The following is a 23,281-nucleotide window of genomic DNA, read 5'->3' on the forward strand; positions in this document are numbered from 1 at the left end:
TAGAGCCGAGCCCATGCTCGGCTGCCTTTGGGAGGAAGCCGAGCATGGGCTCGGCTCTACAGGAACTTTACCCGCGCCAGCGCAGCAGCAGATCGCGCAGCGGGGTCAGTGCCGTAGCCAGGCCGGCCAGCACGCCGATCGTGTTGGCCAGCGCGTCCATCGGATCGGCCATGCGGTCATCGGTCAATGCGCCCTGCGCGAACTCGATGCCGATCCCCATCAGCACCAGGCCCACGCCCACCCACAGCAGCGGACGTCCGCGCCGGAACAGCTGTACCGCGCTGCCAGCCAGGATGAAATAGGCGAGGAAGTGCTCACCCTTGTCGCCGTTTTCCGGCAACGGAATCGGTGGCGGTGGGATCAGGCAGACCACGATCACCAGCAGCACCGCGCTGAACCACAGCGCGGTCCACAGCCGCGGCCGCCGCAGCGGCTTGATCAGCGGCAGCGCATCGCTCACAGGCGCCAGCTCAGGTCACCCAGCTCGAAGGCGGGCTCGAAGTCGACGCCGCGCTGAAGGCCGATCGCCTGGAAGCGCTCCCCCATCTCGGTCGGCAGGGTCAGCTTCTTCACCTGGTCGCGCAGCTGGATACGACCGACTTCATCGGTGCGCTCCTCGGCCAGCGACAGCACCTGGTCCAGGCCGTTGCCGAGCAGGAAGCTGGCCTGGCTGCAGTAGCCCGCCAGCTCGAAACCGCCGTGCATGCCGGCCTCGGCCATCGCGGTGAAATCCACCGACGCGGTGATGTCCTGCAGGCCCGGCCAGCGGTGCACGTCGTTGTGCACGTGGTGGCGGTAGAACGCGCGTAAGGTGCCCTCATCGCGGTCGTGCTGGTAGAACTCGCCACGGTTGTAACCGTAGTCGATGAACAGCATCGCGCCGCGCTGCAGGCCGCCCGCCACCGCCTGCAACCAGTACGGCAGCTGCGGCAGCACCTCGGAACGGTAGCCCTCGGCGAAGGGGCGCTCCAGGTAGCGCTCGATGTGGCGCACCGCACCGTTGAGCAGGATGTCGGCCGGCTGCGCACCACGGATGAAGTTGCCTTCGGCGTCCAGTTCCACGGTTTCCTCGTAGACCTCGCCATCCCGGATCAGGAAGCGCGGCGTCGGCAGCGCGTCGATCACTTCGTTGGCAAACACCACGCCCTCCCAGTCCTCTTCGAACGGGCGATCGACCCAGTCCACGCGTGCGGCCAGCTCGGCCGGCAGGTTCTGCTGCAGGCGCTGTTGCTGGCGCTCGCGCAGGTCGGCGCTGGGTTCGAGGATGGCGTAGCGCGACGGCAGCGCGTCCAGCTCGGCCAGGCGCAGCAGCACCGCTTCGGCGAAGGCGCCGGTACCACCGCCCAGTTCCAGCATCCGCGCCTGCGTACCCAGCTGGGCGAACACCGGCGCCAGCGCGTTGGCCACGCTCCCGGCGAACAGGCTGCCGAGCTCGGGCGCGGTGGTGAAGTCGCCACTGCCGCCGAATTTGCTGGCGCCGGCGCTGTAATAGCCCCAGCCGGGGGTGTACAGGCACAGCTCCATGAAGCGGGAGAACGGCATTGCCCCGCCCTGCGCAAGGATTTCGGCGCGCAGGGCAGCGGCCAGCTGGTCGCTGTGGGCCAGGGCATCGGCTTCGGGCAGGGGGAAGGTGGGCTGCATGGCGTCTTCGAATGCGGTGACAATGGTGCACAGGATAGCCGAGCCTTGGAGGACCCTCGATGAGCGATACCCACCCCGTGGTCCTGATCACCGGCAGCGCGCGCCGGATCGGTGCGGCCATCGCCCGCCAGTTCCACGCCTGTGGCTGGTCGGTGGTGCTGCATGCCAATACCTCCAGCGCCGAGCTGCAGCAGGCTGCGTTCGATTTCGACAACGTGCGCCCGGGTAGCGTGCTGGCCCTGCAGGCCGACCTGCGTGACGCCGACGCCCTGGCCGATCTGGTCGAACAGGCCGTCACCCACTTCGGCCGCCTGGACGCGCTGGTCAACAACGCCTCCAACTTCTTCCCCACCCCGCTCGGCCAGGTCACCGCCGAGGCGATGGACGCGCTGTATGCGGTCAATGCACGCGCGCCGCTGCTGCTGTCACAGGCGGCAGCGCCCTACCTGCGCCGCCAGCAGGGCTGCATCGTCAACCTCACCGACCTGCACGGCACCGACCCGATGCGTGACCACATCGCCTACACCATGGCCAAGGCCGCGCTGGAGATGGCAACGCGCGCGCTGGCGCTGGAGCTGGCGCCGAAGGTGCGGGTCAATGCAGTAGCGCCGGGTGCGATCCTGTGGCCGGAACAGGGCAAGGATGATTTCGCCCGCGAGGCGCTGCTGGCACGCACGCCTTTGGCGCGGATCGGCACCGTCGAGGAGATCGCCGAGGCGGTGTACTGGCTGGTGGCCGAGGCCAGCTTCGTCACCGGCCACACCCTGCGCGTGGATGGCGGGCGTACGGTCAGCTGAAAGGTTGCCGGGGTCCACAACGGGGTCAGATCCCTTTTCCCGGCGGGAAAAGGGATCTGACCCCGTCACTCCAGATCCACCACCTCGAACGCCTCGCCAAACTGCGGGTGCGCGCGCCACAGCGTGGCCAGGTCCTGGCCGCTGACCGGGTCGATGAAGCCCGGCGCGATGTCGGCCAGCGGCTTCAGCACGAACGCGTGCTTCAGCTCCGGCCGCGGGATGCGCAGGTGCCCCGGGCCTTCCAGCACCAGGTCGCCATAGAACACCACGTCGATGTCCAGGGTCCGGTCGGAGAAGCGCGGCCCGCTGCGGTCGCGACCGTGCGCGTCTTCCAGCGCGTGCAGCCAGTCGTCCAGCTCCTGCAGCGGCAGATCGGTCTCGATCGCCACCGCATTGTTGAGGAAGGCCGGGCCATCGAAGCCGACCGCGGCGGTACGGTAGGCCGGCGATACCTGCAGCGCGCCGAAGCGCTCGCGCAGGGCCGCCACCGCGGCGTGGAGGTAGCGGCGGGGCTGGACATTGCTGCCCAGGCTCAGGAGCACGGTCGTCATGCGGTTCAGGTGGCAGCAATGGGGGCGTGGACATGCCGTCGTCACGGCGGCCTGCCTACAATCCGGGATGCACATGATAGGGCACCGACATGACCTATTGCGTTGGAATCGAGGTGGACGAGGGCCTGGTCTTCGCTGCCGACACCCGGACCAATGCCTCGCTGGACGATGTGCGCGTGCACCGCAAGCTGCACGTGTTCGAGTATCCCGGCCAGGCAGCCTACGTGCTGATGGCGGCTGGCAACCTGGCCACCACCCAGCTGCTGGTGTCGCGCCTGGGGCGCGATGCCGCAGAGCGGCGCGTGCCCAACCTGCGCGACATGCCCCACCTGTTCGAAGCCGCCGAGTACGTCGGCCAGCTGCTGGTGGACAGCCAGGTGCACACCAACCACAGCGAACATGGCCACGATGGGGTCAATACCCAGGCCACGCTGATCTTCGGCGGGCAGATCGCCGGCGAGCGCCCCGGGCTGTACATGATCTATCCGCTCGGCAACGCCATCGCCGCCTCGCCGGAGACGCCCTACCTGCAGATCGGTGAATCCAAGTACGGCAAGCCGATCCTCGACCGCATCCTCAGCCCGGCCACGCGTCTGGTGGATGCCGCACGCACGGCGATCGTCTCGTTGGACTCCACCATCCGTTCCAACCTGTCGGTGGGCCTGCCGATCGACCTGGCGCTGCTGCGCGACGGCGAACTGCGCATCGGCCAGCAGCTGCGGCTGGGTGCGGGTTCCACGCTGTATGCAGACATCCACCAGAACTGGTCGCGGCGGCTGGAACAGGCAGTGGACGCCCTGCCGCGCTTCCCCTGGGAAACCGACGGACGGTAGTGCCGGCCGCTGGCCGGCAACCGCGTTGATCCCACCACACAGGGATGCCGGCCAGCGGCCGGCACTACCGCGACATCAGCCCAGCGCTTCGGACACCGCGCGGAACACCTGCTGCATCTGCAGCGGCTTGCGCAGCACGTGCACCTGCACGCCAGCGGGAAATGCATCGGCCGCCACCTCCACTGCTGCGTCTTCCAGCACCAGCGCCGGGCCGCGATAGCCCAGCGTGGCCATCTCGCCCAGCAGCTGGCTGGCCGGCAACAACTTCGAGCCGGCGTCGGCAATCACCAGCGCCGGCATTGCCTCCTGCTGCATCCAGCGCAGCGCCGCCGGGCCATCGGAGGCCAGCTGCAGCTGATATCCCTGGCTTGACAGCGCATTGCCGAGCAACGACAGGCGCGTAGCCTCGCCATCGACCACCAGGATCGACTGGCCACTGCCCAGGGCCACCAGCTGCTCGATCGGCTCACTACCGTCGCTGGCTTCGTGCATCGGCAAGTGCAGTTCGAAGCAGGTGCCCTGCCCCGGCTGGCTGCTGACATGGATGCTGCCGCCGGCACCTTCGACGATGCGCTTGCAGGAAATCAGGCCCAGGCCGGTGCCGTCGGCCTTGGTGGTGAAGAACGGATTGAACAGGTGCGACAGCGTGTCTGCATCCATGCCGATGCCTTCATCGGCCACGCAGATCCGCATCCAGTCCACGCCATCGCGCTGGCCGGCATGGCTGGCGGTCAGGCTCAGGCGACCGCCGTTGGGCATCGCCTGGATCGCGTTGAGCGCCAGGTTCAACATCACCTGCTGCAGCTCGGTGTAGTTGGCATCGACCACCAGGCCTTCGTCCTGCACCTGCAGTTCCAGGCGCACGGCGTCGGGCACGTTGCTGCGCAACAGCAGTGCAACCGCATCGAACAGGCCATCGATCTCGATGCGCTCGCTCGGCTTGCGCGAACCGCGCACGAACGACAGCATCGATTCGGCCATCTCATGGCCACGGCGACCGCACTCAGCGATGACATCGGCCAGGTGGTGCAGCTGCGGATCCTCGGTGCGCGCCTTCAGCAGGTCCGGCATGATCAGCAATGGCTGCAGGATGTTGCGCAGGTCATGGCTGAGGCCGGCAGCAAGCAGCGACAGGCTTTCCAGGCGCTGCGCGCGCATCAGCTCGGTTTCCACCCGTGCACGCTCCACCGCGCTGCGTGCATCGCGGATCGCACGCGCCACCGCCGACGGCAGGCGCGCCGGCAGATGCTTGATGATGTAGTCATTGGCGCCCTTCTGCAGCGCCGCCACCGCGTTCTCCTCACCCATCGTGCCGGAGACGAAGATGAAGGGCACGTCCGGCGAGGTCTCGCGCACGATGCGCAGCGCGTCATCACCGGAGAACCCCGGCATGCTCAGGTCGGACAGCACGATGTCCGGCTGGAACGCAGCCAGTGCCTGGCGCAGTTCCGCCTCGCTCTCGACACGCTCGAAGCGGGCGTCCAGGCCCGCGTCGAGCATCTGTTCGGACATCAGCTCGGCATCCTCTGGTGAGTCTTCCACCAGCAGGATGCGCAGCGCCCCCAGGGCGGGACCGGTCAGGGGCATGGGCTCACTCGAGTTCCGGTGCCTGGTTGATCAACGCCCAGAACTTGCCCAGGGTCTGCACCGCGCCGAAGAACTGGTCCACGTCCACCGGCTTGACCACGTAGGCGTTCACGCCCATGTCCCAGCTGCGGGCCAGATCGCTTTCCTCGCGCGAGGACGACAGGATCACCACCGGCAGGCGCTTGAGTTCTTCATGCTCGCGGATCTGCCGAAGCACTTCCAGGCCATCCATGCGCGGCATCTTGATGTCCAGCAGCAGCACCGCCGGCAGGCCTTCCTCGCGATTGGCGAAGGCGCCGCGGCGCAGCAGGTAGTCCATCACTTCCACGCCGTCTTCGACGTGCACGATGGGATTGGCCAGACGCGCCTCTTCCAGGGCATCGATCGCCATTTCGGCATCCGCCGGGCTGTCTTCGGCGAGAAGAATGGTGCGCAGAGTGGTCATGCAGAAGGCCCTTGTTTGTCCGCGTCGATCGCGGGAGGCAGGTAGAAGTGGAAGGTGGCGCCGACGTCCGGTTCGGCCTCGGCCCAGATACGGCCGCCATGGCGGGTCAGCACGCGGCGCACGCTGGCCAGGCCGATGCCGGTACCCGGGTAGTCGCTGGCCTTGTGCAGGCGCTGGAATACACCAAACAGCTTGCCGGCGTAGGCCATGTCAAAGCCTGCACCATTGTCGCTGACCGTGAACTGATGGCCGCCATCGGGCTGCGGCTGGTAGTCCACGCGGATCTTCGCCGGCTCGCGGTTGCCCGAGTACTTCACCGCGTTGCCGAGCAGGTTCAGCCAGACCTGGCGGATCATGTTCTCGTCGCCCACCACGATCGGCAGCGGCGCGATGCTCCACTCCACGTGGTGCGCATGGCCGCTGTTCTCGGCCTCGGCCTGCAGGTTGGCATCGAGCATGGCGCGGGTATCGGCCACCAGCGACTGCATGTCCACCGCCTGCTGGCGCATCGCCGCGCGGCCCAGCCGCGAATAGACCAGCAGGTCGTCGATCAGCGCCGCCATGCGCCGGGCCGAACTGGAGATCACCTCCAGGTAATGCCTGCTCTTGTCATCGGCGGCGTCGCCGAGGTGGCGCGACAGCTTGTCGGAGAATCCGGCCACGTGGCGAAGCGGCGCACGCAGGTCATGCGAAACCGAGTAGCTGAAGGCTTCCAGCTCGCGGTTGACCTCGGACACCTGCGCGACCTTGCCCTCCAGCTGGCGGTTCAGCTCTTCCACGCGCAGCTGCACTGCGCGCTGCATGGTGACGTCGCTGATGGTCAGCAGCACCACTTCGTCATCGGTGTCGGGCAGCGGCATGCGCCGTGCGTTGAGCAGCATGTAGCGCACCATGCCATCGGCGGTACGCTGCTCATGCTCGAAGTCCCAGAGTTCGCGGCCACGCGACAGCACATCGGCCAGGCGCTGGCGCACCACCGGATCCCGCCAGGCGCCGTCGCCGATGTTTTCCAGCAGCAGGCCATCGGCGCGCTCGTCCTGCAGGTCATACAGTTCGGCGAACGCCGGGTTGTGCAGCTGCACGCGCAGGTCGCGGTCGAGCAGCACGATCGGTTCGCGCACGGTCTGCAGCACCGACGCCGCGCGTGCGGCCGAGCGCAGCGATTGCCGTTCCGCATGCAGGCGGCGGCCGATCTGCCGCTGCAGCAGCCACAGCACCAGGCCGAGCAGGGCCAGCTGGATCGCCAGCGAACTCCACGACACCAGTTCGGTCTGCTTGCGCTGGCGCGCGGCCTGCTGGGCGCGCAGTGCCAGCAGATTCTGCTCGCTGGCCTGCAGCTCCTCCACCAGGCCACGGATCGGATAACGCGTGCTCAGGTCCTGCACCAGCTCACGCTGGTCGGAGTTCGGTTCGGACCGGGCCAGCTCGCGGGCAAGCGCCATGCGGCCTTCGAGCATCGATTCGATCCGACCAATGCGGATCAGCTGATCGGGATTGTCACGCGTCATCCGGCCCAGTTCGGCCAGGCGCCCGGGGATCTCGTTGGCCTTGGCCATCCGCTCGCGCAGGCCGGGCGCATCCACGCCCTTGGACAGGGTCAGGGCGGCGGATTCGACGTCGCGCACATCGGCCTGCAGCTGTTGCAGCGCCACACCAACGGACTGGGTGTGGTTGACCCAGGCCATCGCCTCTTCGCTGTCCTGCTGCAGTTTGCGCAGGGTCAACCACGGCACCACGATGATCGCGGCAGCCGCCAGCGCCAGGGCCGGCAACCGCCAGCGGTCCCAGATGTCGTCACTGAAAACCAGCGCCATAGTTCCTCGTCAGCACGGCCGCGGAGCGGGACCCGGGACGAGCCCGGCTGCGGCGGAACCGGCAATATAGCGCAGGCAATCACAACTCTGGAGTCCAAAGCGCGGCAGGCTGAACGGGCCCCCGCAGCCGGCCCCATACGCGAGTGGGCGCCCCCTTCGGGGCGCCCACCCTGTTCAACGGTCGGTGGATGCTCAGCGCTTGGCAGCGGCGCTGACCTTAAGCGCGGCGGCATCGACGCGGGTCACGCCCTTGATGCCCTTGGCGGTGTTGACCGCCTTGTCCTTCTCCGCCTGCGTAGCGACGGCACCGCTCAGGCTGACCACGCCGTTCACGGTTTCCACCTTGATCTCGGTGCCCGGAACGTTGCTGCTGGCCAGCAGATCGGCCTTCACCTTGGTGGTGATCCAGGTATCGGTCACCGGCTCATTGGAGTCGTGACGATCAGCATGGGTCGTCGGATGGGTGCTGGTCGGCGGGCTCTTCGCGGCCGGGTCCTTGGCGAATGCGGCCGAGGAGGACAGCGCCAGGCCCAGGGTCAGGGCGGAAGCAATCAGCGTGCGGGTGGTATTGCTCATCGTGTCGTACTCCTTCGGAATGTGCAGCCAGTCTGGACAACCCACCGTAGAGCAGGCGTGGCGTTGCGGTCATGCCGCCGTGAATCGAAACGTTTCCAATGGCAACCGTTCAGTTTTGGACTGCCAGCACCCGTCGTTTACCCTGCCCTTCCCACTGCCGGAGCCCTGCCATGCGCCCCGACCTGCAACTGGCCCTGATCGGCTACGGCCTCGCCGGCCGCGTCTTCCATGCACCGCTGATCCAGCACACCCCCGGGCTGGCGCTGCACAGCATCGTCAGTTCACAACGCGACACCCTGCTGCGGACGTTCAGCGATGTGCACGTGCGTGCCACGCCGCAGCAGGTATTCGATGATCCGGCCGTGGATGCCGTAGTGATCGCCACGCCGAACGAACAGCACGCGCCACTGGCCATCGCGGCGCTGGCGGCAGGCAAGCATGTGCTGGTCGACAAGCCGTTCGCGCTGGATGTGGCCGAAGCGGAAACGGTGCTGGCTGCGGCACGCGATGCCGGGCGCATCGCCACCGTGTTCCAGAACCGGCGTTTCGATGCCGACTTCCTCACCCTGCAGTCGCTGCTGGCCGAAGGCAGCCTGGGCGACGTGGCCGAGTGCCACGCGCACTTCGACCGTTACCGTCCGCAGGTGCGCGACCGCTGGCGCGAACAGGGCGGGCCCGGCAGTGGCCTGTGGTACGACCTCGGTCCGCACCTGCTGGACCAGATGCTGGTGCTGTTCGGCTGGCCCGAGGCAATCGATGCCGACCTGGCCGTGCAGCGCGAAGGTGGCGGCGGCATCGATTACTTCCACGCGATACTGCACTACCCACGGCATCGGGCGATCGTCCACGCCGGTTCCCTGGTGGCAGCGCAGACGCCGCACTTCAGTGTGCATGGCAGCGCCGCCAGCTGGATCAAGCACGGGCTGGACGTGCAGGAGGCGCAGCTGCGCCGCGGCGTCGCGCCGGGCGCACCAGGCTGGGGCATCGATCCGCGGCATGGCGAGCTGGTGCGCTGCGATACCGAAGACAACGTGCAACGCAGCACCGTCGACAACCTGCCCGGCGACTATCGCCGGTTGTATGCGCAGTTCGCGGCGGCGATGCACGGCGAGGGCGAAGCCACGGTCAGCCCGGTGCAGGCGCTGCAGCTGATGCGGTTGCTGCAGGCCGGCATGGACAGCGCGCGCGAAGGGCGGCGGATCGCGTTGGGGTGATCGGCAGGGCTTCGCCCTGCACCCGCACAAGCGGTAGTGCCGGCCGCTGGCCGGCAACCTCAACAGCAACTGCAAAAAACGGCTACCCGTGAGATGGCGCCCCCCCCCGCCTTCGACAGTTATCCGCGCCCGACGGTAGGTGTCGACCTTGGTCGACACATCCACGCCATGCGTGGATGACGTGGCAATGACCGAAGAAGGCTTTTGTAGAGTCGAGCCATGCTCGATTGGCTGCATGGGGTCAGAGCCCGTTCCCGCGGAAAGGGATCCGACCCCGATCTGCCTGGGGCCGGATCCCTTCGGCAACGCCGAAGGGCTCTGACGCCACCGCAGTGCTTACGACTTCTTGATGGCGTGGCCGCCGAATTCATTGCGCATCGCCGACAGCAGGCGGTCGGTGAACGAATTCGATTCGCGCGAGCGCAGGCGTTCCAGCAGCGACAGCGTGATCACCGGTGCTGGCACATCCAGCGCGATGGCTTCGGCCACGGTCCAGCGGCCTTCGCCGGAATCCTCCACGTACGGGGCAATGCCATCCAGCGAAGGATTGCGCTTGAGGGCTTCGGTGCTCAGGTCCAGCAGCCACGAACGCACCACGCTGCCGTGGCGCCACACCTCGGCCACCTGCGCCAGGTCCAGCTCCATCTCCTGCTTGCGCTCCATCAACGCGAAGCCTTCGGCATAGGCCTGCATCATCCCGTACTCGATGCCGTTGTGGACCATCTTGGTGAAGTGGCCGGCACCGGACGGGCCGACGCGCCCCCAGCCACGATCTTCGGCCGGGGCCAGCGTGCGCAGCAACGGTGCGATCTGCTCCACCACCGACGCTTCGCCACCGACCATCAGGCTGTAGCCTTCCTGCAGGCCCCACACGCCACCGCTGGTGCCGCAGTCGACGTAGCCCAGATCATCCTCGGCCAGCGCCTTGGCGCGGCGGATCGAGTCCTGGTAGTTGGAGTTGCCGCCGTCGATGACGATGTCACCCTCGGCCAGGTGCGGGGTCAGCTGGCCCAGCGTCTGATCGACGGTTTCACCGGCCGGTACCATCAGCCACACCACGCGCGGCACCGGCAGCGCGGCCACGGCGGCGGCCAGCGAATCAACCACCTCCAGGCCGGCCTCGGCGGCGCGCTGGCGGGCGCCTTCGCCCGGGTCGTAGCCGACCACGCGGTGGCCGCCGCGATGCAGGCGCTGGGCCATGTTGGCGCCCATGCGGCCGAGGCCGATCATTGCAATATCCATTGTTTCACCTTCAGTTGGGGTCTAGGGTCAGGCTGCCTGGCCTGCCGGTAGCCGCGCAGTGGCGCAGCTGCGCCTCGCGCCAACGCCGGTAGAGCGTGGTATGCAGATTGTGCACCGCCAGGTCGATCGAAAACGGGGTTCGCGGGTTGCGATCGAGCAGGCGGGCGACGTGGTAGCCGATGGGACGTATACCGCGTGGATGCACATAGATCACGAACTGCTGGTAGAACGGATCGTCCAGCAGCTGGTCCATGCGCGCGAGCGTGTCGTGGTAGCGCGGCGCCAGCCGTGCGCGCAACTGCGGATCGCGCTCGAACAGCAGGCGCTCGAAGTAGCGCTGGCCGATGCGCGGGATGTCCTGCGCCAGTTTCCAGAGTTCGGCATTGCGCTGGTCGTACCAGGCCAGGCCGCCGTGCTGCGCCAGGGCCTGCGCAGCGCCCTCGCCCACAGTGACGACCACGAAGTTCTCGGCCTGGTTGCTCAGGTCATCCAGCGTACCGTTGTCGTACACATGTTCGATGAAGCCGGGCACACCCACGAACGCCTGCCGCCCCATCGCCGAGGTGCGCACCGCCTTGCCATCGGCGAAGAACTCGCCCGCGTGCGCGCCAAGCAGGATGCTGTCGGTGGCGCGCAGCGCGAGGAAGGTGCCGATCGACAGTTCATCCGCTGCGAACTCTGTATCGAACGCAGCATCGCCATACAGCTCGCGCTGGGTGGCCAGCTGCGCGACCTGGCGGCCGACACCGCACTCGGCGCGCACGGCACCGCTGTAGAACGCCTGCAGCGCATGGCTGTTGCCCGCACTGGGCACGAAGCCACGGCCGAAACTGCGCGTACGCTGCCAGCCCTGTGCGGGCGCGCCGCGCAGACCAAAGCCGATCCAGCCCAGTTGCGGGCCGGAGAAGCGGAACGTGGCATTGCCCTGCAATGCCGAGGTCGCGCGCCGCGTGGCCGCCCCCAGCTCGAAGGCATAGGCGCAGACCGTAGCAGGGTCTTCCAGCAGCTGCTGCAGCAGTGCCTGTCGTTCGCCTGCAGGCAGATCCGCCGGCCAGCGTACGCGCAGGTCACCCGCTGCCTGTGCCGCGGCGAGCGAGGAACGCGTACACACCGGGCCCTTGTGTACCTGCGGTGCACGCAGTTCGGCATCCTCGAAGCGCCACCCCAACCGCTGCAGCAGGCCCTGCGTACAGTCCGGGGATGGCGCTGCGACGACCCACGCGGGCGCCAGCAGCAGGGCTGCAATCAGCCACCTGCCGCGCACGCTCAGCCCTGGTCCGTGACCGCCGGTGCGGGTGCGGGCTCCGGTGCCGCTGCCGGCGATGGCGACGGCTTGCCCGCCGCGGCCGGCAGGTACTGCTGCAGGCGCTGGAAGAAGCGACGATAGAACTCGGCATCGGTGACCGTGCTGCTGGCCACCTTCACCAGCGAGTCGTCGTTGCTGCCGAAGGGCAGCGATACCGAACCCAGCGCTCCCACACCGACACTGGCCGAGGTCGGGCTCTTCTTCAGCGCGTAGCGATCCTGCACTGCGCTGACGAACACCAGCGTCTGGCCGCCACGCGGGGCGCAGGAGATGCGCAGCACCAGCTGCTCGTGGTCATCCTCGCGCGGCTGGAAGTTCTTGTTGCCTTCCACCTGTGCATCGTCGGAACGGGCGATGGCATAGCCCTGGCTGAGCAGCGTGCGGCGCGCCGCTTCGCAGGCTTCGCCCGGGCGCCCATCGACCGTGCGCGAGAAGGTATCGCCGGAATCGAAGGACTCGCGCAACACGGTGCTGTCGGCGGCACGGCCACCGCAGGCCGAGAGGATCAGGGCGCTGGTGAGCGCCACGGCGGCGCTGGAAAGACGGGAGGCCCGCATGGGTACTCCTGCGAGAACGGAAGCACCAAGGGTAGTCCCACCCCCGTGTGCGGCGGGTCGACATACCCTCCCACGTTGCTCCCGGTTCATGCACGAAAAAGGGGACGGAGGGAATTAAGTCGTTTGTGCCACAAACGACTTAATTCCCTCCGTCCCCTTTTACGCCGAGGGGCCGGCAATGCCGGCCCCTGAGGTGTCACATGCCGTGGCCGGCTCAGTCCGCCCAGCGCCCCGCGCCGGTGGACTGCGGCAGCACCTGGGCCGACAGCGGGCGGTCATTGGCCAGCAGATTGACCGCGTCAGCGAGGATCGAGGCCGACTCGCGCAGCAGCGGGTCCGGACGCTTTTCAGCGGCCTTCTCACGGGCGGCATCCTTGACGATGTCGCGCTCGTTGCCGGTCAGGCCATCGTCGCTGCTGTCGTCGGCCAGCGGGTCCAGGGCCAGGCCCAGTTCCTTGCGCTGCACCTGGCGCTCCTTGCGCTGGGCGTCCTGCCGCTCGCGCTCGGCACGACGGGTCGCCTCGTTGAGCGAGATGTACTTCTTCGCGGCCTCGGTGCGGAACTGCTCCACGTCCTCGTTCCACCACTGGAATTCCTTGTCAGTGGCGATGCGCGCGTCGTGGCGGGTCTCCAGCTTCGGCAGCAGCGGCGCGAAGTTGCCGTACTGGGTGTGCGGCACGGCGGCGATGCGGGTCCACGGCAGGGCGTTGTCGTAGGTGCTTTCGCCGAATTCGGTGGCATCGACGCTGGCCGGGAAGGCCAGGTCCGGCACCACACCCTTGTGCTGGGTGCTGCTGCCGCTGATGCGGAAGAACTGGGCGATGGTCAGCTTGACCTGGCCGAAGCGCTGGGTTTCGCCGCTCGGCCAGCGATCGAGGTCGACGATGTTCTGCACGGTGCCCTTGCCGAAGCTGGTTTCACCGATCACCAGGCCACGGCCGTAGTCCTGGATGGCACCGGCGAAGATCTCCGAGGCCGAGGCCGAACCGCGGTTGATCAGCACCGCCAGCGGGCCGTCCCACGCCACGCCCTGGTTGCGGTCGCTGTTGACGGTAACGCGGCCACCGGACTCGCGCACCTGCACCACCGGCCCCTGTTCAATGAACAGGCCGGTCAGTTCGATCGCTTCATCCAGCGAGCCCCCCCCGTTGTTGCGCAGGTCCAGCACCACGCCATCCAGCTTGTCGTTCTTGAAGCCGGCCAGCAGCTTGGCGACGTCGCGGGTGGCCGAGGCGTAGTCAGCGGCGTTGCGGCGACGGCCTTCGAAGTCCTGGTAGAAGGTCGGCAGCTTGATCACGCCGATCCTGCGCGCCGGTTCGCCGTTGGCGGCCGGGATGCTCATGGTCTCGCCCTTGGCGGCCTGTTCGGCCAGGCGCACCTTCTGGCGGGTCAGGACCAGCGTGTGGTGCTTGCCGTCCACGCCCTCGGCGGCCGGGATGAATTCCAGCTTGACCTGGGTATCCTTGGCACCGCGGATCTTGGCCACGACGTCGTCGATGCGCCAGCCGATCACATCCTCGACCAGGCCGGACTTGCCCTGGCCAACGCCAACGATGCGGTCCCCCGGCTTCAGGGTGCCGTCCACTGCGGCCGGACCACCGGCGATGATCTCGCGGATCACCACCATGTCGTCCTGCCGCTGCAGCTGCGCACCGATGCCTTCCAGCGACAGCGACATCGCCTGGTTGAAGTTCTCGGCGGTGCGCGGGGTGAAGTAGTCGGTGTGCGGATCGACAGCGCTGGTGTAGGCGTTCATGAAGAACTGGAAGACGTCTTCGCCCTTCAGCTCGTTGACCGACTTCTCCAGCGTCGCGTAGCGCTTGTCCAGCGTCTTGCGGATGTCGTCCGGCTTCTTGCCGGCCAGCTTCAGGCGCAGCCAGTCGTTCTTCACCGACTTGCGCCACAGCTCATCCAGTTCGGCACTGCTGGCCGCCCACGGAACCTTCTTGCGGTCGTATTCGAAGCGCTCGTCGGTGGTGAAGTCCGGCTCCTGCTTGAGCAGCTTGCGCGCATAGGCCACGCGCTCGCCGACGCGCTGCTTGTAGACCGCGAACACCTGGAACGCCGGCTCCAGCTCGCCGCCACGGATGGCCGAAGAGATGTTGGCTTCGAACGGCGCGAAGCGCGCCACGTCGGCCTGGGTGAAGTACTGCTTGCCGCCGTCCAGGGTCTCCAGGTAGCGCTTGAACACGTCCTTGGAGGTGGCCTCGTCCAGCGCGCGCGGGCGGTAGGCGTAGCGGCTGTCGGACAGCAGGCCGTACACCAGCTTGGAGGTGGTCACCTGATCGGCGGTGGCCGCCGCGGGCAATGCGGGCGAGTCGGCCTTGGCCGCCAGCGCCAGCGGCGCGACCAGCGCCAGGGCCATCAGGAATGCGGGGGCTTTGAATTTCATTGACGTGCTCGAAGGCGCCTTGCCAAGGGGGAGACTGCAGGGTGTTCAGACACCACGACAGTGCCGAAAGTTGCCGGGTTTGTCATCCGGCCGCGCTCGGTGGAAAACCAGCCTAGCCGGGCCGGTGTAGCAAATTGTGAATGCATGCAGAGCCGAGCCCATGCTCGGCTGGCCGGCAGCAGGCAGCCGAGCATGGGCTCGGCTCTACGGCAGGCAGAGGTATGCGGACCAACGGTCCGCACCCACCTCAGGAGACGCCGGCGCCCTTGGCCTGCACGTCAGCGTGGTACGACGAGCGCACCATCGGGCCGGACGCCACGTGGCTGAAGCCCAGCGCGTAGCCGTAGTCTTCCAGCGCCTTGTAGTCCTCGGGGGTCCAGTACTTCAGTACCGGGTGGTGATGCGCGGTCGGCTGCAGGTACTGGCCGATGGTGATCATGTCCACATCGTGCGCGCGCAGGTCGCGCATGGTGGCCTTGATCTGTTCGAAGTCTTCGCCCAGGCCCAGCATGATGCCGCTCTTGGTCGGCACGTCCGGGTGCTGTGCCTTGAAGTTCTTCAGCAGGTTCAGCGACCACTGGTAGTCCGCACCCGGGCGCACGTTGCGGTACAGGTCCGGCACGGTCTCGATGTTGTGGTTGAACACATCCGGCGGGTTCTGCGCCAGGATCTCCAGCGCGCGCTCCATGCGGCCCTTGCCACGGAAGTCCGGGGTCAGCACTTCGATGCGGGTACCCGGCGACTTTTCGCGGATGGCGGTGATGCAGTCGACGAAGTGCTGGGCACCGCCGTCACGCAGGTCATCGCGGTCGACGCTGGTCACCACCACGTACTTCAGGCCCATGTCGGCCACGGTCTGGCCGAGGCTGGCCGGTTCGTTGGCATCCGGCGGCTTCGGGCGGCCATGGGCCACGTCGCAGAACGAGCAGCGGCGGGTGCAGACCTCGCCGAGGATCATGAAGGTGGCGGTGCCATGGCCGAAGCATTCGTGGATGTTCGGGCAGCTGGCTTCCTCGCACACCGTCACCAGGCGGTTCTCGCGCAGCTTGGCCTTCAGGTTCTGCACGGCGTTGCCCGAGGGAATGCGCACGCGGATCCAGGACGGCTTGCGCAGCACCGGCGCATCGGCGAACTGCACCGGCGAACGGTTGATCTTGTCACCGCCCAGCTGCTTGACCCCGGCCTGCAACGGCGCGGCGGACGGAGAGTCGCCCTGCACGATCTGCAGGGGAATGGAACGGGCGGTGGTTTCAGTCATGGCAGTTCCGGGGGGCGGTCAGGCGGCCGCAGAAAGATCGGGCAGTTCCGGCGTGTGCTGCAGCAGCAGGCCGAACTGGCGGGCCAGGTGGTCCAGCAGCACCGGCTTGACGGCATCCAGCCCGGAGGGGCCGCCCAAGTCTACCACCGAGGTCACCTGCAACCCCTGATAGCCACAGGGGTTGATGCGGTGGAAGGGTTCCAGGTCCATGGCCACGTTGAAGGCCAGGCCATGGAAGGTGCAGCCGCGGCGCACGCGGATGCCAAGCGCAGCGATCTTGGCGCCACCGACGTAGACGCCCGGGGCGCCCTCGCGGCGTTCGGCGCCGATGTTCCACTCGGCCAGGGTATCGATGAGGGCCTGCTCGATGCGGCACACGTAGTCGCGCACACCGATGCCCAGCCGCGGCAGGCGCAACAGCGGGTAGACCACGATCTGGCCGGGCCCGTGATAGGTCACCTGGCCGCCACGGTCCACGTGCAGCACGGGGATATCACCCGGCGCCAGCACGTGCTCATCCTTGCCGGCCTGGCCCAGGGTGAACACCGGATCGTGCTCAACTACCCACAGTTCGTCGGCGTCGGCGTCGCTGCGCTGGTCGGTGAAGCGCTGCATGGCGCGCCACACCGGCTCGTACGCCTGGCGGCCGAGGTCGCGGACCACCGCCGGACGCGGCGCGCGGTCTTCCGGGGCGGCTTCGGCCGGGCAGCTGTCGGCTACAGCGTCCACTTCACTTCCGGGTGGTCGCGCAGCGCCTGGTGCGCCAGGTCGTACTGCTCGCGGCTCTCGGCCTTGAACACGATGCGCACGGACACGTACTTGCCGTTGGACGAATGCTTCCAGCTGATGCGTTCGTTCACCACATCGATGCCGGCAGCCAGCAGCAGACGGGGAAGCTCATGCTCCAGGCCGCGGTTGGCCGGGCCCATGGCGCTGAGCTCGAACTGGCCGGGGAACTGGAAGCCGTGGTCGGGGTTGTCGGACTTGATTTCCATGGCCCCATTATCGGGCCGCAGGGCAACAAACCCAAGAGTATTCATCAACGTCAAAGACAGCACTGGCGGCCTGCTGCGTTGCAGGTGGCCCAAAAGCGCGGGCGGAGAGCCCAACGGCAGCTGACTGGTTCTTTCGGCCCCTCACCGACCGGGGCATCGTGCGCGCGGCCTGCAGTCGCCTTCACGCCAGGCCTGCGGCGCGTGCTCGGGTAACGAATTGTGTCCGCCGGACAATGTTGTTTTCGGAACAGACAAGTGATCCCAACGTGCTCGTTCCGGCGCGCGGGCACGAGTACCGTAGCGTTGCAGAAAACGACAGAAAACCACCCCTTTCCCCATGAGCATTCCATCCATGCGTAGTGTCGCAGCCCTCGGGCTGGCCGGCCTGCTGGCCTCTGCCCTCCCCTTTGCCGCTCAGGCGGCCGAACAATGTGGCCCGGACGCGATGCGCGATCACCCGCCGCAGGTCAATTTCCGCGTCGACAACGACCTGTTCGGCGGCCGCCACCAGGACCAGGGCTATACCAACGGTGCGCTGTTGACCCTGGTCTCGCCCAATCTGGTCGATTACACCGACGACCCGTGCCTTCCACGCATGGCGCGCTGGGTGAACCAGTACCTGGAAGGCCTGCATCCGGGCAGATTCGAACAGCAGAACATGATCTTCAGCATCGGCCAGGGCATCTTCACCCCGACCGATTTCAGCCGCAGGGACCTGATCGAGGACGACCGCCCTTACGCGGGCGTACTGATCGCAAACTTCGGTTTCAATGCGCGCAGCGGCGACCGCCTGCAGACCACCCAGCTGACGTTGGGCGTAGTTGGCCCGTGGGCACAGGGCAAGCAGGTGCAGAATGCCGTGCACGAAGTGCTGGGCGACGAGAAATTCAAGGGCTGGGACAACCAGCTGCACAACGAGCCGCTGTTCATGCTGACCCATGAGCGCATGCGCCGCTGGCCGGGTGATGCCAGCATCAATGCCGACGGCTGGGGTTGGGACGCGATCAGCCACTACGGCGGCTCGATCGGCAACCTGGAAACCAAGGCCAACCTCGGCGGTGAAGTGCGCTTCGGCTGGAAGCTGCCGGACGACTTCGGCAGCACGCCGTTGCGCCCGGCCGGTGAGAACACGGCACCGACCCGCAGCGGCCGTCCCAATGGCTGGTCCTGGCACCTGTTCGCGACCTCGGACGCGGCCTGGGTGATCCGCGACATCACGCTGGATGGCAACACGTTCCGCAACAGTCACAGCGTGGACAAGCGCCATGTGGTGGCCTACGGCGGCTATGGCGTGGCCGTGATGTACGGACGCTGGAAGTTCGCCGCTGCGCGTTACCACAGCACGCGGGAGTTCAACGGCCAGCGCCAATCGCCGGTGTTCGGCAGCTTCACCATCAGCCGCTCGCTGTAGGCGAGGGGCTGAGGGTGAAGCGGGTAGGTTCTGACCGTTGGTCGGCACACCGGTTACTGCATCGCTCGCTGCAAGTGAGGCACTGCAGGTCGTGCCGGCCGCTGGCCGGCTGTTGGCACATCCGGATGGGTTCATGGGGAGCCGGCCAGCGGCCGGCTCTACCCACATCCGGATGGGCTCATTCGGAGCCGGCCAGCGGCCGGCTCTACCCCCCGTCCTGGATGGGTCGCTGGGGAGCCGGCCAGCGGCCGGCTCTACCTCCCGCGTGCGGGGGGAAGCGGCATCCCGAAACAGAAAAGGCCGGCATTTGCCGGCCTTTTCGTTCACCACGCCAAGGCGTGGATCATTCCGATTCCCACCACATCCAGAAGCTGTCCCACAGGCGCTTGAAGAAGCCGGCCTGCTCGACGGCGGCCACGGCCACCAGCGGTGCCTCGGCGATGACCTTGCCATCCAGCGTGACCTTCACGGTGCCGATCTGCTGGCCGGCAGTGAACGGTGCTTCCAGGGTCTTGGGCACGTCGATGCTCGGCTTCAGGTCGTTGTAGCGGCCGCGCGGCACGCTCACCAGCATCGGCTGGGCCACGCCCAGCTGTACCTTGTCGGTGGTGCCCTTCCAGACCTTGTGCTCGGCCACGGCCTTGCCCGGCTCGTACAGGCGATGGGTCTCGAAGAAGCGGAAGCCCCAGTTCAGCAGGGCCAGGCTGTCGTCGGCACGCTGCTTCTCCGACGCACCACCCAGCACTACGGCGATCAGGCGCTGGTCGCCACGCTGGGCCGAGCTCATCAGGCAGTAGCCGGCTTCGGACGTGTGGCCGGTCTTGATGCCATCCACGCTGCCATCGCGCCACAGCAGCAGGTTGCGGTTCGGCTGCTTGATGTTGCCGACCTGGAATTCCTTGATCTTGTTATACGCGTAGGTTTCCGGGTAATCACGCACCATCGCGCGGCCCAGCAGCGCCAGGTCGTAGGCGGTGCTGTGGTGGCCCTGTGCGGTCAGGCCGTGGGCGTTGACGAAGTGCGAGTCCTTCATGCCGATCTTGGCGGCGTAGCTGTTCATCAGCGACGCAAAAGCTTCTTCGCTGCCGGCCACATGCTCGGCCAGGGCGATCGCGGCGTCATTGCCGGACTGGATCGCCATGCCCTTTTCCATGTCTTCCAGGCGTGCGGTCTGGTTGACCGGGAAGCCGCTGTAGCTGCCGTCGGTACCGGCGCCACCTTCGCGCCAGGCGCGCTCGCTCATCATCACCTGGTCATCTGCACGGACCTTGCCGTTCTTGACCTCGGCGGCAACCACGTACGACGTCATCACCTTGGTGATGCTGGCCGGGGCCAGCTGCTCGTGGATGTTCTCGCCGGCCAGCACCTGGCCGGTGGCGTAGTCCATCAGGACCCAGGCCTTGGACACGCTCGGGGCCGGGGCCGGCGGGGTCGCGACGGTGGCCGGGGCGGCAGCGGCGGCGGCAGGCGCCGGCGTGGCCGGGGTCGGCAGCGGCGTCTGGGCGGAAGCCAGGCCCACCACCAGGGTGGCGGCCAGGGCGGTGGCGGCGGAACGGAAATTCATTGGACAGCAGGCTCCAGGGGACGGCCGGGAATGGAGGGTGGAACGTAACGGCCATTGTAAGGCCGGGGGAGCCTGGGCCGGCAGCACCGGCCCGGGCGGATCAATCCTTGACGATCTGCGGCGAACCCAGGCCCAGACCGGCGATGCGGCCGGCAAGTTCCGCGGCACTGGCATGGTCGGTGGCAGGAACGCGCAGACGGAACAGGGTGCGGCCACCGGCGGCGATGTCGCTGATGGTCGCGCCGACGATGCCGGCAGCGTTGAGCTGGCCCATCGCACGGTTGGCGTTGTCGCGACTGGAGAAGCTGGCGACCTGCACCATCACCGCGCCCACCACCTGCTGCGACAGGCTGGGTGCCGCCGGCGTGGCGGCGACGGTGCGCACGGGTGCCGGCGCGACGGCGCGCGGCGCGGCGCTGGCGACTGCAACCGGCGCCGGTGCGGTGCTGCGCAGCGGTGCACTCGGCGGCAGGCTGCTGACCGCCACCTCCGGCACGGTGCTGGCCACGCCCTGGGTGGTGGCCGGCTGGCCGCGTGCCGGCATGCCATCGGCCGGCAGGCGCTTGACCAGGCGATCGATATCGCTGTCGGCAGTGGCGCGCGCGGTCGCTGCCGGGCGTGCACTGGCCACCGCAGCTGCCGCTTCGGCGGCACGACGCTCGCGGCGGGACGGCTTCTGCGCCAGCAGGTTGCTCTCGCCCGGCTGCAGCGCGCGCACTTCCACGTTGCCGGTACCGCGCTGGGTGATGCCCAGGCGCACGGCGGCGGCATAACTGAGATCGACCACGCGACCATCGTGGAACGGGCCGCGGTCGTTGACGCGCACGATCACCGACTCGCCATTGTCTAGGTTGGTCACGCGGGCGAAGCTGGGCAGCGGCAGCGTCTTGTGCGCGGCGGTGAACTGGTACATGTCGTAGACCTCGCGGTTGGAGGTCAGGCGGCCATGGAACTTGGCGCCGTAGTACGACGCGGTACCGCGCTCGACATAGTCGTGGGTATCGTCGAGCACCTTGTACGACTTGCCCAGCACCACGTACGGCGACTTGTTGCCGATCGCCGAGCGCTCCTCGGCGGTCACTTCCGGCTCGGGAATGCAGGCCACGTTGGGAATGTAATCCGGCGTGCTGTCACGCACGCCCGGCTTGTACAGGCCACCGGCAGTGTAGTTGCCGCGGGTGCTCAGGTCTTCCTTGGCCGCCGCGTACGGTGACCCTTCCGGGCAGTGTGCCGGGCGCGAGCCACGCCCCTGCACCAGCGTGCCGCCGGACTTGCCACCATGGCCGGCCGTGGCCGGCTTCTTCGGCGCGCTGCTGCAGGCAGCCAGCGCGAGGACGATCAAGCCTGGGACCAGCCATCTGATGTTCATGCCGGGGGCAGCTCCTGTCCGGCGATGGCCTGGGACAACTGGAACACGGCCATCGCGTACATCTTCGAGAGGTTGTAGCGGGTGATCGCGTAGTAGTTCTGGAAGCCCAGCCAGTACTGCTTGCCGGTGCTGCCTTCAAGCGTGATCGGCGTGGCGGTGGCGCCCGGCTGCACCGGCGCGCCCGGCTGGTAGCCGCGCTGCGCCAGGTCGGCCATCGTCCAGGTCGGCATCCATTCGGTCGGATTGAACTCCTCGCGGCCCGGCGCCAGCGTGGCCGGCACGGCCACCTGCCCGCCACGCACCCAGCCGCCCTTCTTCACGAAGTAGTTGGCGATGGACGAGAACACGTCGTCGTAGCTGGTGAACAGGTCGCGGCGGCCATCACCGTTTCCGTCCACGGCGTAGTCGAGATAGCTGGACGGCATGAACTGGCCCATGCCCATCGCACCGGCATAACTGCCCTTGAGCGTGGTGATATCCAGTTTCTCTTCGTGGCCCAACTCGAACAGCTTGGCCAGCTCATCGCGGAAGAACAGCTCGCGGCGCACTTCGCGTTCCAGCTTGGCCGGGTCGCCGCTGCGCGGGTAATAGAACGCCAGCGTGTACAGCGCATCGAGCACGCGATGGCTGCCGGCATTCCTGCCGTAGCTGGTTTCCACGCCGATGATCGCGACGATCACTTCGGCCGGCACGCCGGTGCGCTGCTGCACGCGATCCAGTTCGGCGCGGTGTTCGGCCAGGAACGCGCGGCCGCCATCGATGCGCGCCTTGCTGATGAACATCGGCCGGTACTCATTCCACGGCTTGACCCGTTCGGCCGGGCGCGACATCGCGGCGATGATCGGCTGGCGCACCTGCGCCTGGTCGAGCACGCTGCTGATCTGCTCCGGCTTCAGGCCATAGCGCTTGGCGGTATCGGCAATGAAGCGGGCCCGTGCGACCTCGAACGGCACCGGGGTGAGATCGACAGGCGCCGCGGTGGCGGCGGTGGCTTCAGGCGCGGCCTCGGCCGGGCCATGGGCCTTGGCGGCGGGCTGGCGCGGCGTACTGCTGGCCTGGGGCGAAGACGGTGGGGACTTCGGCTGGGTCGCGCAGGCGACCAGGCCGAGGGTGAGCATGCAGGCCAGAGTGCGTCGAATCATCGTCGCAGGTTAGCAGGTCATGGATGAATTAAAACCCCTAACACCATGAATCACAACGATTTGCCTGCGACCAGCGTGAAATGTGAAGGCATCGTGATCGCCCTTCCCCATTCAGATAGAGGTTGCCGGTTGCGTCCCCATCCCCGCAGACGCAACCGGCGACCGGATCCGGTCGGTACCTGCGCGGCTGCCGCTCCCCAGTGGCAGTACCCCGCGCTCCCTGTACCCGTTGGATCAGTACTGCTTCCCGCCCGACGCCCCCTCGCGCTGCAACGATTGACGGCGCGCCGTGCCGAACGGGCCGCCATTGTGCAGGCCGATTACGACAAGTCCATTGATCAAGATCAACGCGGTGTAAAAGTGTGAACCAGCTAACGTTTTTTTGCGGACTTTCGTCAGCGGGCGTGCTGTCGTGCATCGGTGTGAGAACGCTTACACAACGGGCGTTGCGCAGTCAGGAAGTTTCCAGCCAACGGCGCAGCCCCTCGTGGGTGGTGTCTGGGTGGTCGCGGAAAGCAGAAGCCGCGGGTGGGCCGGTCGGGTTGGGTACGCGGGGGACGCCGTGAATCCGTCCCTGGAGGCTTGGC

At 67.4% G+C, this 23,281-nt stretch carries 22 protein-coding genes; 5 read left to right on the forward strand and 17 right to left on the reverse strand.

Features of this window, described 5'->3' with window-relative positions; all coding sequences use genetic code 11:
• Positions 1-67: 67 nt before the first annotated feature.
• Entirely contained in the window at positions 68-460 is a 393-nt protein-coding gene (locus VG566_RS17165) for a membrane protein (RefSeq protein WP_032960224.1), read from the reverse strand.
• Positions 457-1,641 carry an SAM-dependent methyltransferase gene (locus VG566_RS17170; protein ID WP_241884195.1) on the reverse strand — a complete coding sequence of 395 codons (1,185 nt, stop codon included), beginning with the start codon at positions 1,639-1,641 and terminating at the stop codon, positions 457-459. The genes VG566_RS17165 and VG566_RS17170 overlap by 4 nt, the downstream gene beginning before the upstream one ends.
• Before the next feature lie 59 nt (positions 1,642-1,700).
• On the opposite strand from VG566_RS17170, the gene VG566_RS17175 reads away from it, so the two are divergent.
• Positions 1,701-2,438: a pteridine reductase gene (locus VG566_RS17175; protein WP_014648427.1), complete on the forward strand. Its 738-nt coding sequence runs from the start codon at positions 1,701-1,703 to the stop codon at positions 2,436-2,438.
• 65 nt (positions 2,439-2,503) lie between these two features.
• Here the strand turns inward: VG566_RS17175 and folK are convergent, their stop codons facing one another.
• The gene (gene folK / locus VG566_RS17180) at positions 2,504-2,989 is read right to left on the reverse strand and encodes a 2-amino-4-hydroxy-6-hydroxymethyldihydropteridine diphosphokinase (RefSeq protein WP_014648428.1); all 486 of its coding nucleotides are present in this window, start codon (positions 2,987-2,989) and stop codon (positions 2,504-2,506) included.
• 89 nt (positions 2,990-3,078) lie between these two features.
• Here folK and VG566_RS17185 point away from each other — a divergent pair, with 89 nt between their 5' ends.
• Positions 3,079-3,822, forward strand: coding sequence for a 20S proteasome subunit A/B (locus tag VG566_RS17185; protein ID WP_241884194.1), 744 nt, complete (start codon positions 3,079-3,081; stop codon positions 3,820-3,822).
• 75 nt (positions 3,823-3,897) lie between these two features.
• On the opposite strand, the gene VG566_RS17190 is transcribed toward VG566_RS17185, so the two are convergent.
• From VG566_RS17190 to VG566_RS17205, 4 genes are all read right to left on the reverse strand, one after another.
• Positions 3,898-5,409, reverse strand: coding sequence for an ATP-binding response regulator (locus VG566_RS17190; RefSeq protein ID WP_046432552.1), 1,512 nt, complete (start codon positions 5,407-5,409; stop codon positions 3,898-3,900).
• A 4-nt stretch (positions 5,410-5,413) separates the two neighbouring features.
• Positions 5,414-5,854 carry a response regulator gene (locus tag VG566_RS17195; RefSeq protein ID WP_005411057.1) on the reverse strand — a complete coding sequence of 147 codons (441 nt, stop codon included), beginning with the start codon at positions 5,852-5,854 and terminating at the stop codon, positions 5,414-5,416.
• Positions 5,851-7,668, reverse strand: a complete 1,818-nt coding sequence (locus VG566_RS17200; RefSeq protein ID WP_046432554.1) for a sensor histidine kinase — start codon at positions 7,666-7,668, stop codon at positions 5,851-5,853. Before VG566_RS17200 ends, VG566_RS17195 begins: the two co-directional genes overlap by 4 nt.
• Before the next feature lie 192 nt (positions 7,669-7,860).
• The gene (locus tag VG566_RS17205) at positions 7,861-8,244 is read right to left on the reverse strand and encodes a BON domain-containing protein (RefSeq protein WP_014648433.1); all 384 of its coding nucleotides are present in this window, start codon (positions 8,242-8,244) and stop codon (positions 7,861-7,863) included.
• A gap of 170 nt (positions 8,245-8,414) precedes the next feature.
• On the opposite strand from VG566_RS17205, the gene VG566_RS17210 reads away from it, so the two are divergent.
• Complete coding sequence (locus VG566_RS17210; protein ID WP_241884193.1) at positions 8,415-9,458, forward strand: oxidoreductase; 1,044 nt, start codon at positions 8,415-8,417, stop codon at positions 9,456-9,458.
• A 336-nt stretch (positions 9,459-9,794) separates the two neighbouring features.
• On the opposite strand, the gene gnd is transcribed toward VG566_RS17210, so the two are convergent.
• From gnd to VG566_RS17245, 7 genes are all read right to left on the reverse strand, one after another.
• Positions 9,795-10,700 (reverse strand): phosphogluconate dehydrogenase (NAD(+)-dependent, decarboxylating), encoded by a 906-nt coding sequence (gnd, locus tag VG566_RS17215; protein ID WP_014648435.1) that lies wholly within the window; start codon positions 10,698-10,700, stop codon positions 9,795-9,797.
• Between the two features lie 10 nt (positions 10,701-10,710).
• Entirely contained in the window at positions 10,711-11,964 is a 1,254-nt protein-coding gene (locus VG566_RS17220; protein ID WP_241884192.1) for a hypothetical protein, read from the reverse strand.
• Positions 11,965-11,966: 2 nt separating this feature from the next.
• Complete coding sequence (locus VG566_RS17225; protein WP_032960208.1) at positions 11,967-12,563, reverse strand: DUF2242 domain-containing protein; 597 nt, start codon at positions 12,561-12,563, stop codon at positions 11,967-11,969.
• A gap of 214 nt (positions 12,564-12,777) precedes the next feature.
• Positions 12,778-14,955: a carboxy terminal-processing peptidase gene (locus VG566_RS17230; RefSeq protein WP_014648438.1), complete on the reverse strand. Its 2,178-nt coding sequence runs from the start codon at positions 14,953-14,955 to the stop codon at positions 12,778-12,780.
• Between the two features lie 247 nt (positions 14,956-15,202).
• Positions 15,203-16,213: a lipoyl synthase gene (gene lipA, locus VG566_RS17235; protein WP_014648439.1), complete on the reverse strand. Its 1,011-nt coding sequence runs from the start codon at positions 16,211-16,213 to the stop codon at positions 15,203-15,205.
• An 18-nt stretch (positions 16,214-16,231) separates the two neighbouring features.
• Positions 16,232-16,942 (reverse strand): lipoyl(octanoyl) transferase LipB, encoded by a 711-nt coding sequence (lipB, locus tag VG566_RS17240; protein WP_014648440.1) that lies wholly within the window; start codon positions 16,940-16,942, stop codon positions 16,232-16,234.
• Entirely contained in the window at positions 16,930-17,208 is a 279-nt protein-coding gene (locus tag VG566_RS17245) for a YbeD family protein (RefSeq protein ID WP_005411067.1), read from the reverse strand. The genes lipB and VG566_RS17245 overlap by 13 nt, the downstream gene beginning before the upstream one ends.
• 352 nt (positions 17,209-17,560) lie before the next feature.
• Here VG566_RS17245 and VG566_RS17250 point away from each other — a divergent pair, with 352 nt between their 5' ends.
• A complete protein-coding gene (locus VG566_RS17250; RefSeq protein WP_080281880.1) occupies positions 17,561-18,619 on the forward strand; it encodes a lipid A deacylase LpxR family protein in 1,059 nt (352 codons plus the stop codon).
• Between the two features lie 343 nt (positions 18,620-18,962).
• Here the strand turns inward: VG566_RS17250 and VG566_RS17255 are convergent, their stop codons facing one another.
• The 3 genes from VG566_RS17255 to mltB all read right to left on the reverse strand — a co-directional run bounded on the left by VG566_RS17255 (position 18,963) and on the right by mltB (position 22,694).
• Positions 18,963-20,183, reverse strand: a complete 1,221-nt coding sequence (locus tag VG566_RS17255; RefSeq protein ID WP_014648443.1) for a D-alanyl-D-alanine carboxypeptidase family protein — start codon at positions 20,181-20,183, stop codon at positions 18,963-18,965.
• Between the two features lie 100 nt (positions 20,184-20,283).
• Positions 20,284-21,552: a septal ring lytic transglycosylase RlpA family protein gene (locus VG566_RS17260; RefSeq protein ID WP_014648444.1), complete on the reverse strand. Its 1,269-nt coding sequence runs from the start codon at positions 21,550-21,552 to the stop codon at positions 20,284-20,286.
• On the reverse strand, positions 21,549-22,694 hold the full coding sequence (gene mltB / locus VG566_RS17265) for a lytic murein transglycosylase B (RefSeq protein ID WP_032957863.1): 1,146 nt from the start codon (positions 22,692-22,694) through the stop codon (positions 21,549-21,551). The genes VG566_RS17260 and mltB overlap by 4 nt, the downstream gene beginning before the upstream one ends.
• Before the next feature lie 45 nt (positions 22,695-22,739).
• On the opposite strand from mltB, the gene VG566_RS17270 reads away from it, so the two are divergent.
• Entirely contained in the window at positions 22,740-23,060 is a 321-nt protein-coding gene (locus VG566_RS17270; protein ID WP_423172675.1) for a hypothetical protein, read from the forward strand.
• Positions 23,061-23,281 lie beyond the last annotated feature (221 nt).

The organism is Stenotrophomonas sp. CASM114, assembly GCF_049384325.1.
GTDB classification, from domain to species: Bacteria; Pseudomonadota; Gammaproteobacteria; order Xanthomonadales; family Xanthomonadaceae; genus Stenotrophomonas; species Stenotrophomonas muris.

Excerpts from the sequence above, each read along its gene's own strand:
- VG566_RS17250 (WP_080281880.1), top strand. The coding sequence starts at position 17,561 with ATGCGTAGTGTCGCAGCCCTCGGGCTGGCCGGCCTGCTGGCCTCTGCC.
- VG566_RS17200 (WP_046432554.1), bottom strand. The coding sequence starts at position 7,668 with ATGGCGCTGGTTTTCAGTGACGACATCTGGGACCGCTGGCGGTTGCCG.
- VG566_RS17245 (WP_005411067.1), bottom strand. The coding sequence starts at position 17,208 with ATGGAAATCAAGTCCGACAACCCCGACCACGGCTTCCAGTTCCCCGGC.
- VG566_RS17195 (WP_005411057.1), bottom strand. The coding sequence starts at position 5,854 with ATGACCACTCTGCGCACCATTCTTCTCGCCGAAGACAGCCCGGCGGAT.
- VG566_RS17260 (WP_014648444.1), bottom strand. The coding sequence starts at position 21,552 with ATGAACATCAGATGGCTGGTCCCAGGCTTGATCGTCCTCGCGCTGGCT.
- VG566_RS17175 (WP_014648427.1), top strand. The coding sequence starts at position 1,701 with ATGAGCGATACCCACCCCGTGGTCCTGATCACCGGCAGCGCGCGCCGG.
- VG566_RS17230 (WP_014648438.1), bottom strand. The coding sequence starts at position 14,955 with ATGAAATTCAAAGCCCCCGCATTCCTGATGGCCCTGGCGCTGGTCGCG.
- VG566_RS17255 (WP_014648443.1), bottom strand. The coding sequence starts at position 20,183 with ATGAATTTCCGTTCCGCCGCCACCGCCCTGGCCGCCACCCTGGTGGTG.
- VG566_RS17225 (WP_032960208.1), bottom strand. The coding sequence starts at position 12,563 with ATGCGGGCCTCCCGTCTTTCCAGCGCCGCCGTGGCGCTCACCAGCGCC.
- VG566_RS17205 (WP_014648433.1), bottom strand. The coding sequence starts at position 8,244 with ATGAGCAATACCACCCGCACGCTGATTGCTTCCGCCCTGACCCTGGGC.
- gnd (WP_014648435.1), bottom strand. The coding sequence starts at position 10,700 with ATGGATATTGCAATGATCGGCCTCGGCCGCATGGGCGCCAACATGGCC.
- VG566_RS17210 (WP_241884193.1), top strand. The coding sequence starts at position 8,415 with ATGCGCCCCGACCTGCAACTGGCCCTGATCGGCTACGGCCTCGCCGGC.
- VG566_RS17170 (WP_241884195.1), bottom strand. The coding sequence starts at position 1,641 with ATGCAGCCCACCTTCCCCCTGCCCGAAGCCGATGCCCTGGCCCACAGC.
- mltB (WP_032957863.1), bottom strand. The coding sequence starts at position 22,694 with ATGATTCGACGCACTCTGGCCTGCATGCTCACCCTCGGCCTGGTCGCC.
- folK (WP_014648428.1), bottom strand. The coding sequence starts at position 2,989 with ATGACGACCGTGCTCCTGAGCCTGGGCAGCAATGTCCAGCCCCGCCGC.
- lipA (WP_014648439.1), bottom strand. The coding sequence starts at position 16,213 with ATGACTGAAACCACCGCCCGTTCCATTCCCCTGCAGATCGTGCAGGGC.
- VG566_RS17185 (WP_241884194.1), top strand. The coding sequence starts at position 3,079 with ATGACCTATTGCGTTGGAATCGAGGTGGACGAGGGCCTGGTCTTCGCT.
- VG566_RS17270 (WP_423172675.1), top strand. The coding sequence starts at position 22,740 with ATGAATCACAACGATTTGCCTGCGACCAGCGTGAAATGTGAAGGCATC.
- VG566_RS17190 (WP_046432552.1), bottom strand. The coding sequence starts at position 5,409 with ATGCCCCTGACCGGTCCCGCCCTGGGGGCGCTGCGCATCCTGCTGGTG.